The organism is Shewanella sp. 10N.7 (genome assembly GCF_020806285.1).
In the GTDB taxonomy this organism is placed as follows: Bacteria; Pseudomonadota; Gammaproteobacteria; order Enterobacterales; family Shewanellaceae; genus Shewanella; species Shewanella electrodiphila.
In genome coordinates, this window is the sequence record NZ_JAJGZS010000017.1 from 71545 (window position 1) to 84888 (window position 13344).

The 13344-nt window shown below is 41.0% G+C and carries 12 protein-coding genes; 1 reads left to right on the forward strand and 11 read right to left on the reverse strand.

The features are described from left to right. Window positions 1-130: 130 nt before the first annotated feature. The 4 genes from lpxM to pheS all read right to left on the reverse strand — a co-directional run bounded on the left by lpxM (window position 131) and on the right by pheS (window position 4937). Window positions 131-1066, reverse strand: a complete 936-nt coding sequence (lpxM, locus tag LMH66_RS12175; protein WP_102528705.1) for a lauroyl-Kdo(2)-lipid IV(A) myristoyltransferase — start codon at window positions 1064-1066, stop codon at window positions 131-133. Window positions 1067-1246: 180 nt separating this feature from the next. Then, window positions 1247-1546 carry an integration host factor subunit alpha gene (gene ihfA / locus LMH66_RS12180; protein ID WP_102528704.1) on the reverse strand — a complete coding sequence of 100 codons (300 nt, stop codon included), beginning with the start codon at window positions 1544-1546 and terminating at the stop codon, window positions 1247-1249. Window positions 1547-1550: 4 nt separating this feature from the next. Continuing rightward, window positions 1551-3938 carry a phenylalanine--tRNA ligase subunit beta gene (gene pheT / locus LMH66_RS12185; RefSeq protein WP_229370357.1) on the reverse strand — a complete coding sequence of 796 codons (2388 nt, stop codon included), beginning with the start codon at window positions 3936-3938 and terminating at the stop codon, window positions 1551-1553. A 15-nt stretch (window positions 3939-3953) separates the two neighbouring features. Beyond that, a complete protein-coding gene (pheS, locus tag LMH66_RS12190) occupies window positions 3954-4937 on the reverse strand; it encodes a phenylalanine--tRNA ligase subunit alpha (RefSeq protein WP_229370359.1) in 984 nt (327 codons plus the stop codon). Window positions 4938-5332: 395 nt separating this feature from the next. Between pheS and LMH66_RS12195 the strand changes: the two genes are divergently transcribed. Then, window positions 5333-6841, forward strand: a complete 1509-nt coding sequence (locus tag LMH66_RS12195) for a methyl-accepting chemotaxis protein (protein ID WP_229370361.1) — start codon at window positions 5333-5335, stop codon at window positions 6839-6841. Window positions 6842-7007: 166 nt separating this feature from the next. Here LMH66_RS12195 and LMH66_RS12200 read toward each other — a convergent pair whose 3' ends face one another. From LMH66_RS12200 to LMH66_RS12230, 7 genes are all read right to left on the reverse strand, one after another. After that, window positions 7008-7880, reverse strand: coding sequence for an NAD(P)-dependent oxidoreductase (locus LMH66_RS12200; protein WP_229370364.1), 873 nt, complete (start codon window positions 7878-7880; stop codon window positions 7008-7010). Between the two features lie 33 nt (window positions 7881-7913). Beyond that, complete coding sequence (locus LMH66_RS12205) at window positions 7914-8399, reverse strand: acyl-CoA thioesterase (RefSeq protein ID WP_102528699.1); 486 nt, start codon at window positions 8397-8399, stop codon at window positions 7914-7916. Window positions 8400-8671: 272 nt separating this feature from the next. Then, complete coding sequence (gene fabF, locus LMH66_RS12210) at window positions 8672-9916, reverse strand: beta-ketoacyl-ACP synthase II (protein WP_229370367.1); 1245 nt, start codon at window positions 9914-9916, stop codon at window positions 8672-8674. Between the two features lie 211 nt (window positions 9917-10127). After that, window positions 10128-10361, reverse strand: a complete 234-nt coding sequence (gene acpP, locus LMH66_RS12215) for an acyl carrier protein (protein ID WP_011496723.1) — start codon at window positions 10359-10361, stop codon at window positions 10128-10130. A gap of 160 nt (window positions 10362-10521) precedes the next feature. Continuing rightward, window positions 10522-11268, reverse strand: a complete 747-nt coding sequence (gene fabG, locus LMH66_RS12220; RefSeq protein WP_102528697.1) for a 3-oxoacyl-ACP reductase FabG — start codon at window positions 11266-11268, stop codon at window positions 10522-10524. Window positions 11269-11277: 9 nt separating this feature from the next. Next, window positions 11278-12204, reverse strand: a complete 927-nt coding sequence (gene fabD, locus LMH66_RS12225; RefSeq protein WP_229370369.1) for an ACP S-malonyltransferase — start codon at window positions 12202-12204, stop codon at window positions 11278-11280. A gap of 178 nt (window positions 12205-12382) precedes the next feature. Further along, window positions 12383-13342: a beta-ketoacyl-ACP synthase III gene (locus tag LMH66_RS12230; RefSeq protein WP_102528695.1), complete on the reverse strand. Its 960-nt coding sequence runs from the start codon at window positions 13340-13342 to the stop codon at window positions 12383-12385. Between the last annotated feature and the right edge of the window lie 2 nt (window positions 13343-13344).

Genomic DNA, 13344 nt, shown 5'->3' on the forward strand with positions numbered 1-13344 from the left:
GCTATAAGATACATATTAAAAAGGCACAAAAGATTCATCTTTTGTGCCTTTTCAATTTAATTTTAATATTGGTTAAAGTGATTGAAATACAGCTATCACTTACAACAGCACAAATCACTGACTGTAGGATTTAATACAGTTTACTCTCGCCATCTGGTCTTGTTTTCAAAAACTTTAAAAACCACATGTATTGCTCAGGATATGCATTGATAACTTGTTCAACCATTTTGTTAAGGGCAATGGCTTCATTATCCTTACCTTGCATATCTTCTGGGTCTACTGCCTGCATTACGGTTAAATTAAACTGTCGCGCCTGTTTGTCATAACCAATTTTAACTGGCAGTACTTGCGCTTTTCCTGCTTGAGCTAAACGGCCAACCACTGGCAGTGTTGCTTTAACAGTCCCCAGTAATGGCGCAAAAACGCTTTGTTCTGGGCCTAAATCCTCATCTGGCAGGTAAAAGAAACTATTATCTTGTCTTAATTCGCTGATTAGAGCACGTATACCCGCCTCTCGCATGTAAACACGACCGTTTTGACTACTACGTAGACGGTTGCTAAACCAGTTAAACAAGCCATTCCTGTGAGCTTTTGCCATTGTCACCATCGGCAGTTCGATATTAAGCCTGATCCCAGCATAATCGATTGGCCAAACATGAGGCATGATAAAAATCATCGGCTGCCCTGCTTGTCTTGCAGCTTCGACATGTTCAAAACCTTCAATCGTGACACGACTTTTAATATGTTCATTAGAGCGCAGTAACAACTCAGCTTGCGACATTAATGTTAGAACAAACATATCGACATTGTCTTTAATCAAGGCATCAATTTCTGCTTCTGGCTTATCTGGAAAACAAGTACGCATATTAATTCGTGCAATATTAATTGGTTTTTTAGCAATCGACATTACAAGCTTGGCGAGGAGTCGCGAAATGGGATCGCGTAGCCAAGCCGGCATAATGCCAAAAATGAATAAAATCAGAATGACAAACCAAGTACCCCAATATCGAGGGTGTAACAAAGAAAGAGTAAATCGACGATCGAAATGTTTTGCTTGTCTAGCCAAAAGAAACCTCAAAATTACATCAGCGCAGTGAAATGAATAGCGGAGCCAAAGACATATAATAACAATTTTCTACTACTCACAGCACGATATTTTTACCTCTCCAACATCAGGAGTAGTGATTAATTAATTTTAGAAAACAAAAAAGCCACTCAATTGAGTGGCTTTTTGAATAAAGCGAAACTATTTCTTAGCCGAGTTCGATTCTTCAACTCGAGTTTTCAACTTTTGTCCTGGACGGAACGTCACAACACGTCGAGCTGAAATTGGAATATCTTCACCAGTTTTTGGGTTCCTTCCCGGTCTTTGATTCTTGTCGCGCAGATCAAAGTTTCCAAAGCCAGATAACTTGACCTGCTCACCACTTTCGAGTGCTTCTCTAATTTCTTCAAAGAAAGACTCAACCATCTCTTTGGCAACACGTTTGTTCATGCCCAGCGTTTCAAAAAGATGTTCTGCCATTTCGGCTTTGGTAAGTGCCATACTTTTAGTCCCTCAACGATGCGTTGAACTCGGTCTTAAGTGCAGATACAACTGAATCAACAGTTTCGGTTATATCTTTTTCTTCAAGCGTACGAGTAATGTCTTGTAATGTAAGTGCTATTGCTAGGCTCTTTTTGCCTGCTTCAACACCTTTACCTCGGTATACGTCGAACAAGTTTAAGCCAACCAACTGATTTTCGCCAACTTTTCTTATCAAATTCATAACATTAGTTGCAGAAACTTCTTCTTCAACAACAACAGCAATATCACGTCGATTTGCAGGAAACTTAGATACAGTCTGGGCTAGCGGCAAACTGGCATGCAGTAAAGCGTCCAGTTCTAACTCAAAAATAATTGTTTTGCCATTCAGTCCAAAAGGCTTTTCCAAACTAGGATGGACAGCACCAATGATACCAATGACCTGATTATTTCTTAGTATTTCAGCACATTGCCCCGGATGAAGAGCAGAATGTGTTGCACTTCTAAAAGTAAATTCAGAAGTCGAAACTGTCAAGCCGATAATTGATTCTAAATCACCTTTTAAATCAAAGAAGTCGACAGTTTTTGAATCCATTGACCAATGTTCGTCATTTTGAACACCTGAAATCACCGCACCAATCATTGCTTCTTGTCTAACACCAGAATCTGCTTCTGCATCAGGGACAAAGCGTAAACCAGTCTCAAATAAACGCACTCGACCTTGTTGACGGCTTTGGTTATAACCAACTGACGTCAATAATCCAGTGAACATAGAGAGGCGCATCGCTGACATTTCAACCGAAATAGGATTCGGTAAAATCATCGCTGGCGCATCAGGGTGAACCAGATTTTGTTGCTTAGGATCAACAAAGCTGTAAGTCACCGCTTCTTGGAAGCCACGTGCGACTAAAACATTACGTACTTTACGTAGTGAAATATCAGCTTCTTTGTGATCAGACATGGTTAATGAAGCTACAGGCGCGATATTAGGGATATTGTTATATCCGTAGATGCGAGCCACTTCTTCAATCAAATCTTCTTCAATCGCCATATCAAAACGATAAGTTGCAGTGACAACATCCCACGTTTCAGCATTAGCGGTGACATTGAAACCTAAACGCTCAAGAATTTCAGTCACGTCAGTATCAGGAATATGATGGCCGAGAATTTTGTCTAGCTTGCTGCGACGTAATGTCAATTCAACAGGCTTAGGCAAGTGAGCTTCAGTCACAGCTTCTTCAACAGGGCCAGCTTCGCCGCCACAAATGTCTAATACTAGACGAGTAGCACGATCCATAACCTTATGTTGTAGTTCAGGGTCTACTCCACGCTCAAAACGGTGTGAAGCGTCTGTATGAAGACCTAAGCGGCGTGACTTACCCATAATCGCAAGAGGCGCAAAGAATGCACACTCTAAAAGAATATCTTGAGTTTTAGTGGTAACACCGGTTTTTTCACCGCCAAATACGCCGGCTAACGCGATTGAACCGCTGTCGTCTGCAATCACTAATGTATCACTAGGCACAGTAACTTCATTACCGTCTAGAAGCGTTAATTTCTCTACGCCGTCGCTTAAGCGAACTTGAATAGCACCCGCTAAGGTAGCTAAGTCAAATGCATGCATTGGCTGACCGTATTCAATTAATACGTAATTAGTAATATCTACAATTGGATCAATTGAGCGAATACCACTACGACGCAGTTTCTCTTGCATCCACAATGGAGTTGCTGCGGCAAGGTTAACGTTTTTAACTACACGGCCTAAGTAACGAGGACATGCTTGTGCATCGATAACATTAATCGCAACTTTATCGTCGATAGTCGAAGCTACTGCTTCCCAAGTTGGCTCTGTTACTGCTTCACGGTTTAATACGCCAACTTCACGCGCAAGACCAGCCATGCCTAAACAATCTGCACGGTTTGCCGTTAAATCAACGTCAATCACCGCATCGTTAAGGTCAAGGTATTCACGAACATCCTTACCAATTGGAGCATCTGTCGGTAATTCGATAATGCCATCGCTTTCGATGTCGATACCTAATTCACCGTACGAACACAACATACCAAATGATGGTTGACCACGTAATTTAGCTTTCTTAATTTTAAAGTCACCAGGTAAAACAGCACCTACCATAGCAACAGCAACTTTAAGACCTAAACGACAATTTGGTGCACCACAAACGATATCGATTAACTCTTCTTCACCGACACTAATTTTGGTTACACGCAATTTGTCAGCATCGGGATGCTGACCACACTCAACCACTTCACCGACAACAACACCGCTAAATTCGGCGGCTACAGGGTCAACGCCGTCTACTTCAAGACCAGCCATTGTAATTTGGTGTGATAACGCGTCACGACTTACTGATGGGTTAACCCACTCACGAAGCCAAGATTCACTGAATTTCATCTTTATATTGCTCCGTTATTTGAATTGCTTAAGAAAACGTAAATCGTTCTCGAAGAAGGCACGTAGATCATTTACGCCGTAACGCAGCATTGTTAAACGCTCAACCCCCATACCAAAAGCAAAACCAGAGTATTTTTCAGGGTCAATACCGACACTGCGAAGGACATTAGGGTGCACCATGCCGCAACCTAACACTTCTAGCCACTTACCGTTTTTGCCCATAACATCCACTTCTGCAGAAGGTTCAGTAAATGGGAAGTAAGATGGACGGAAACGGACTTCTAAGTCTTCTTCAAAGAAGTTACGCAAAAAGTCATGCAAAATGCCTTTTAGCTCAGCAAAGTTAACTTTCTCATCAACTAACAGCCCTTCCACCTGGTGGAACATTGGCGTATGAGTTTGATCATAGTCATTACGGTAAACACGGCCAGGAGAAATAATACGTAAAGGCGGTTTTTCGTGTTCCATAGTACGAATTTGAACACCTGAAGTTTGCGTACGAAGCATTACTTTAGGGTTAAAATAGAAAGTATCATGATCTGCACGAGCCGGATGGTGCTCTGAAATGTTCAATGCATCAAAGTTATGGAAATCATCTTCAATTTCAGGACCGTTCTTAACCGAAAATCCTAACTCGCCAAAGAAAGTTTCAATACGTTCGATAGTACGGGTCACTGGGTGCAAGCCACCCAATTCAATTGTACGACCTGGTAAGGTAACATCGATTTGTTCAGCGATAAGTTGCGCTTCTAATTCTGCAGACTTTAAGCCTTCAATACGCTCAGAAAGTTCTTTCTGTACCGCTTGTTTAGCTTTGTTGACTGCTTGTCCAAAGGCAGGTTTTTCTGCTGGACTTAAGCTACCCATCAATTTCATCATGTCAGTGATCTTACCTTTTTTACCAAGGTAATCGACACGGATATCATCCAATGCCTTTAGATCACTGGCCTTACCTATTATTTCTAAGGCTTGTTCTACGATCTCAGTTAACTGCTGCATTATTTCTTCCACTGCATTCTTGCATATCAAATGCGTTTGGGCGTCTAAGGATAGACGACATATTTAGTCTAGGCATAAATGTAAAATTAAACCTAAAGCATGGGGTTAAAACAAAAGATGGGATTTTACGTGACCTAGGCTTATTTTACTAGCATTTATTGCAATTTAAACCAGTAAACTCCTGCGTTATCATGAGTTAGCCTCATGTAAATTGAAATTTATCAAACGCTAAAAAATCTTATACCCCTAAAAGTATAATTTTATGAATAATTCAATATATACAAGCCAGTAGCAATTAATCCGTCAGCCATTATTGCCTTTAACAAAACTCCATCTAAAGTTTAATCAGTATTATCCGATATAACGACATAGCGCGTATAAAACAAGAGGCCAAAATGAAAGAAGTAAAGTTTAGATGGATTGATCAATTTTTAATTAAATTATCCATTAAATCCAAATTCACAATATTGGCGATTGTTCCGATTGCATTGATTTTATTGCTGACTTTTACATTGACAAGCAGTTTTAAAACGACCTTAGCTGAAGCTGAAATTGAAGAAGCTATATCTCTTAACAATACTTATAATCATGCAGTTGAAGCTGCCTTAGATTTTCTTGAACAAGATAAACAACAAGCTTTCCTATCTGACTTAAATGGCTCAAGCCGAGCGGTTAATATTGATACGCTTTCTCGCCAAGAACAACAAATCGCACGTCAAGGTGGCGGTTCCCTCGAAACAGGCCAAGGCTTTAATGTCTTTAGTAATGTTAATTCTCACGATATTGTTATCACCACTCAAATAGCGCACAAAACTATCGATGATAAAACCAGCGGCGATAATAATTTGGCCTATTTATTAATGGTGTTGATTATTGCAATTATTTTGTTCTTTTCTTATTACATCTCAACGTTTATCGGCGGCGCGTTATATACCACTGTGATGGCGCTACGTAGAGCAACTGAAGGCGATTTAACTAGTCGATTAAACTTTTTCGAAGTCCCCGATGAATTTAGTTTGCTGGCTATTAGTGTTGATGAATTGGTTGACAGGCAACACAAACTTGTCGTTCAAATGACTCATGCTACTGAGCAAATTAGGCATGTAGTACATTCATTTAGAAACACGGCTGAAGAGGGTCAAACTGTCGCTGTTAATCAACGTCAACATTTGGACTCACTGGCTACAGCCATGGAGGAAATGACTGCAGCCGTTAAAGAAGTGGCCCGTAATGCAGAACAATCTTCAGCAGAGACTCAAGAGGCGAATAATCAGGTTACAGCAGGGTCTAACGACATTGAAACCACAGTGCAAGCCATTGATTTACTTTCAACTGAAATTGCTGGCGCTTCAGACGCTGTGAATGAATTAAATGACAATGCCAGTAAAATTGATGCAGTTGTAACCACAATTAATGCCATTTCTGAACAAACCAACTTACTTGCCTTAAATGCTGCTATTGAAGCTGCACGTGCGGGTGAGCAAGGTCGTGGGTTTGCTGTCGTTGCCGATGAGGTTCGTACTCTTGCAGGTAGAACACAATCTGCCACGGTAGAAATTAAAACCATGATTGAAGCTTTACAATCTGGTACTCAGAACCTAACACAAGTTATGTCTCGGACCGTTGAACAAGCAGAAGAAGGTAAAAAGCATGTCCTTCAAACTGGTGACGATTTAGAAAGCATTGCCCATCATAGTGGTAAAGTGTTTGAGATGAGCGTATTAATCGCTACATCAGCAGAGGAGCAATCAGCTGTCGCAAATGAAATAGCCTCTAATTTAATGGAAATTAGAAATCAATCCCATAATGTTGAGGAAGCGGCCAATTTATCAGTATCTGGTTGTAATGAGCTAAACACGACGGCTGAAGAACTCGATAAACTAATGATTGGTTTGAAGATTTAAAATCAAATCGGCATATAAATGCAAAAAAGCTCGTCCCTAGATGGTGACGAGCTTTTATTTACCAATTTTAACTGGCTGTTTTATCTGACAATATTATCTAGCTATAAGTAATTTAAACGCATTAATCTAGCAGTGCTAATACAGCTTAATTAACACTAGTGAAGCATTAACGGTTTTTCTCTAATCGAGCCAATAAACTTGAAGTGTCCCAGCGATTACCTTTCATTGACTGCACTTCTGAATAAAACTGATCGACCAATGCAGTGACGGGAAGATGGCTGCCATTACGTCTACCTTCTTCAAGGGCGATACCTAAATCTTTACGCATCCAATCAATCGCAAACCCAAAGTCATACTCGCCCTGCCACATGGTTTGGTAACGGTTTTCCATTTGCCAACTTTGTGCTGCTCCCTTACTGATAACTTCAACCACTTTTAAACCATCTAAACCAGCACTTTTAGCAAAATGGAGCCCTTCAGCGAGCCCCTGCACCACACCTGCAATACAGATTTGATTAACCATTTTAGTTAATTGACCAGCGCCAACATCACCTAATAATTCAGCACAGCGGCTATAAGATTCAATCACGGGTTTGACTTGATTGAAAACCGACTCTTTCCCGCCCATCATCACGGTCAGCACACCATTTTCAGCCCCAGCTTGGCCACCAGAAACAGGTGCGTCTAAAAACTCGACATTTTGGCCAGCTAACAAAGCAGCAACTTCACGTGCCACATCCGCTGATGCTGTTGTGTGATCGACGAGTACAGCACCTTGATTAATACCGTGAATAACACCGTTGTCGCCTAAAATAACTTGTCTTAAGTCATCATCATTACCAACGCAGGTAAATACAATATCTTTATCTTTTGCAGCTAAAGCTGGCGTTAACGCGAACTCACCTTGATAATCTTGAGTCCACCTTTCCGCTTTCGCCGTTGTACGATTGTACACAGTGACTTGATGGCCTTGTTTGACAAGATGACCCGCCATTGGGTATCCCATAACACCAAGTCCGATAAATGCTACCTTTGCCATATTATCCTTCTTATTATTTTAATGGTTTTATAATTACAGTGCAGGTTTAACGTGCGCTTCCATTTCTGCGCCAATACGCTTACGCATATCCATTAATCTTAATGCAGAGTCTCTTAAACGAACATCGTCTTCATTTTGTGGGATCCACTCAGGTACAGAAGTTGGTTTACCATCATCATCAACCGCAACCATGATCACAATACAATGGGTGGTTAAATGGCGTTCAGGTTCTTTAGGATCGCCCGCTTTTACATCAATACCTAAGTGCATTGATGATGTACCGGTATAAATTACTTTAGCGCTCACTTCGACAATATTGCCAACATGAATAGGTTTCACAAAACGAATACCGCCAGCATAAACCGTAATACAGTATTTCCCGCTCCAACCTGCCGCGCCAGCATAAGCCGCCAAATCAATCCATTTCATTACCGCACCGCCGTGCACTTTGCCGCCAAAGTTAACATCTGCGGGTTCGGCCAAAAATCGTAAGGTTATTTCTCTATCAATACCGGCCATACAGCCTCCTAAATGAATCATCTAGACTCAGTTTACGATATTTTTAAACCTAAAACGTTAAAAAAATCAGCTTTGTAATAATTTAGTCATTATATTATTGAATTGTTATTTATCCTCGAAAATATCCACGTTTCGATAATAAAGGAACGAATCTATTAAACAGCAAATACAAAAAAGCAGTAACCGAAGTTACTGCTTTTATTATGTATTCATTTTGAATGTTAATTATAATTCAAAACTGATTTATGGCATATTTTAAGATGTGCTTTACGCTACGAATCCGCTTTTTTGAATAAAAGCGAGCCGTTAGTGCCACCAAAACCAAATGAATTACATAATGCGTAGTCAAATGTATGCTCTTTTGCTTTATGGGCAACAAAGTCCAAATCACAACCTTCATCTGGGTTATCTAAATTAATGGTTGGCGGTACGATTTGATCACGTAATGCCAAAATAGTAACAATAGCTTCAACTGAGCCCGCAGCACCTAATAAATGCCCCGTCATAGACTTAGTCGAACTGACTAATAAATCATAAGCATGAGGGCCAAATACTGATTTAACCGCTGCAGCTTCTGCTTTGTCACCTGCTGGTGTTGATGTGCCATGAGCATTAATGTAGCCCACTTTTTCATTTTCAATTTGCGCATCATTGATAGCATTAACCATTGCAGCAGCAGCACCTGCACCATCTGCTGGAGGTGAAGTCATATGGAAAGCATCGCCACTCATGCCAAACCCAACAAGTTCAGCATAAATTTTGGCACCACGTGCTTTTGCATGTTCATACTCTTCCATGACCATCACTCCAGCACCATCACCAATAACAAAGCCATCACGGTCTTTATCCCATGGACGGCTTGCAGCAAGTGGATCGTCATTACGAGTCGATAACGCTTTAGCCGAGCCAAAACCTGCGACTGCAAGTGGTGAGGTCACATCTTCTGCACCGCCTGCAACCATCACATCGGCATCACCATATGCAATGGTGCGCGCTGCAAAACCAATGTTATGCACACCAGTAGTACAAGCGGTTGTTACAGCAAAATTCGGGCCTGTCATGCCATATTTGATTGATAAGTGCCCTGCTATCATATTGATAATAGTACTTGGGACAAAAAATGGAGAAACCTTACGCGGACCACCTTTTAAAAGTGCGGCGTGGTTTTGCTCAATTAATGGCATCCCCCCCATTCCCGCACCAATTGCAGTTCCCACTCGTGAAGGTTTTTCTTTTTCCATATCCAAACCAGCATCGTTCATGGCTTGAATACCAGCAGCCATGCCGTATTGGATAAATAAGTCCATTTTGCGCGCATCTTTACGCGATAAGTACTGCTCGACGTCAAAATCTTTTACAGAGCCACTGAAACGCGTACTGAATTCAGTTGCATCAAATTTGGTAATGGGCGCAATACCACTTTTACCCGCTAATAAAGACTGCCAAGAAGAATCGACATCGTTACCCACTGGAGTAACTAGTCCTAGGCCTGTAATGACAACACGACGTTTAGACACAGTATTCACCTTTGAAATAAATAGGCATAAGCCAATAATAAACAATATTGGTTAATCCATCATCAATGACTTTGTACGGGTACATTTAGCATTGAGTAGATAAGGATGGAGCTGAAGGATTAACGCTTGGAAATTAAGTCTAGTCGAAAAGTATCGACTTCAGAAACAAAAACAGGCGGCATAAATGCCACCTGTTTTTGTGAATCTGGGATTACTGATTTTTTGAAACGTAATCGATCGCTGCTTGAACAGTAGTGATCTTTTCAGCTTCTTCATCAGGGATCTCGGTATCAAACTCTTCTTCTAGAGCCATAACCAATTCAACAGTGTCCAGAGAATCTGCACCTAAATCGTCTACGAATGATGCAGCTGATTTAACGTCTTCTTCTTTAACGCCAAGTTGCTCAATGATGATTTTCTTTACACGTTCTTCGATGTTGCTCATTAGTTTTCTTTCCTATTCAAATTACACACTTGCGTAAGATTGCGAGTAGTTTATTCGATCCAGCTGACAATGCAAGCTTAGTTTTCGTGGTCTAACCACGAAAATTATCATACTTTGATATCAAACCAGATTCAATAAAAGTCGATGCCTTTGAAGGCGATTAAACCATGTACATTCCACCATTTACATGCAGGGTCTCACCCGTTATGTAAGCAGCAGAGTCAGATGCTAAGAACAATACTGCGTTAGCAATCTCTTGTGCCTGCCCTAAACGCTCCATTGGAACTTGTGACATGATAGCTTGCTGTTGTTCTTCAGTTAGCTCATCTGTCATGTCAGTTTGTATGAAACCTGGTGCAATAGCATTCACTGTTATTTGACGAGATGCAACCTCTCTTGCAAGAGATTTTGTAAATCCGATCAAACCAGCTTTAGCTGCAGAGTAGTTTACTTGGCCTGCATTGCCCATGGTACCAACAACTGAACCGATGTTAATGATGCGTCCATTACGTTTTTTCATCATTGAGCGCATTACAGGTTTTGATAATCTAAATAGCGACGTTAAGTTAGTATCAAGGATATCTTGCCACTCATCATCTTTCATTCGCATTAATAAATTATCACGAGTGATACCCGCGCTGTTTACAAGAATATCAACATCACCGGCTTTTTCTTTGATCTGGGCGAATAATTGTGCAACTGATTCTTTATCAGTAACGTTTAATACTAGACCGTGACCTTTGTCGCCAAGGTACTCTTGAATCGCCGCAGCACCTTTTTCACTGGTAGCAGTACCAATAACAACTGCGCCGGCTTCGACCAAGGTTTCAGTGATTGCACGTCCAATACCACGACTTGCGCCGGTGACTAATGCAACTTTACCGGTTAAATTAAAGCTAATGCTCATGAAAATTCCTTATTGGATTAAAGCAGATAAAGACGCTGCATTGTTTACCGCATGCCCCTTTAATGATTTATTAATTCTTTTTGTTAAACCCGTTAAGACTTTACCTGGGCCCATTTCTACTAAATCTGTGATGCCTTTACTTGCCATTAGCTCGACCGATTCGCTCCAACGCACAGGGCAATATAACTGGCGAACTAAAGCATCTTTAATGTCACTTGCCGCAGTTGGCGTGGCAACATCAACATTATTTATCACGCTAATTTTAGGCTCATTAAAAGTCAGTTCGGTTAATGCTATCGCTAACTTCTCAGCTGCAGGCTTCATCAGTTCACAATGAGACGGCACACTCACTGGTAATGCTACTGCCATTTTGGCCCCTGCCGCTTTACACGCAGCCGCAGCTCTTTCTGCCGCTTCTTTTTCACCAGCGATAACGACTTGGCCAGGACTATTAAAGTTAACCGGGCTAACCACTGCGCCATTGGCTGATTCTTCACAAGCTTTAGCGATTGCATCATTATCTAAACCGATAATAGCAAACATCGCACCTGTGCCTGCTGGAACAGCCTGTTGCATGAGTTGACCACGAAGCTCGACTAATTTTATAGCATCTGCAAAATCAATCACACCAGCACATACCAGCGCGGAGTACTCACCTAAGCTATGGCCTGCTAATAAAGCAGGTTGAGCCGCACCGCTTGCTTGATAAGCGCGGAAAATAGCCACACTTGCGGTTAATAATGCAGGTTGAGTTTTATCTGTTTCATTTAACTTTTCAGCGGGTCCATCTTGAGTTAGCGCCCAAAGGTCATAACCCAATACTTCGCTTGCTTGTGCAAATGTCTCAGTGACAACCGGAAAATCCGCAGCAAGATCAGCTAACATGCCAACGGCTTGCGAACCTTGACCAGGAAAAACAAAAGCCATATTTTCCATTATTTTTATTACCTTTATTCGTTCATGAAAAATGAAATTATTCGTCTGTCGTCTATATAAAGCGCTAACTTTACTGACAAGTAATATTAGAACAGTTAATGAATGAGTCTCTATTCAAAATATTAATTATCTTACTGACGTTTTAACGATAAATCTAGAATCTAACCAGCAGGTTAAATCAAAACCTAACTAACGCACTGCCCCATGCAAAACCGCCGCCAAACGCTTCTAGCAAGATTAATTGACCACGTTGAATGCGGCCATCTCTGACGGCTTCATCCAGAGCAATCGGAACCGATGCAGCTGAAGTATTACCATGCTTAGCTAACGTCAATACCACTTTATCTAAGCTCATATCCAGTTTCTTAGCTGTAGCTTTAATAATTCTAAAGTTTGCTTGATGAGGCACTAACCAATCAATTTCTGATTTATCAATATTATTAATACGTAATGTTTCAGTCACAACATGCGAAAGCTGAGTGACTGCAAACTTGAAAACATCATTACCTTTCATAGTCATAAAACTAACGGCTTCTGATGATTCTGCAGCTCTTGGCGGGAAAGAACATTTTAATAAATCACCTTGACGGCCATCAGCATAAATATGAGTCGAAATAATACCTGGTTGCTCACTTGCACCAATCACGGCTGCACCAGCACCATCGCCAAATAATATGACAGTAGTACGATCTTCAGGATCGCACAAACGTGATAATACATCTGCGCCGATAACCAATACTTTTTTAGCGGCACCTGTTTTTACAAACTGGTCTGCAATAGATAATGCATAAACAAAACCTGAGCACGCTGCAGCAATATCAAACGCAGGAATAGTATGAATGCCGAGTAACTTTTGAATTTCACAGGCTGCAGCAGGAAAAGCATTGCTAGCACTTGTGGTACCACAGACAATCATGTCTAGTTCACTGGCTTCAATCCCTGCCATTTCTAGCGCTTTTAATGCGGCTTGATAACCTAATGTAGTAACAGTTTCGTCTTTTGCTGCAATACGTCGTTCAGAAATACCTGTACGCTCCACAATCCATTGATCTGAAGTGTCGACCATTTTTTCTAAATCGTGATTACTACGAACTTGCACCGGCAGATAACTACCAGTTCCGAGAATTTTTGTTTGCATAT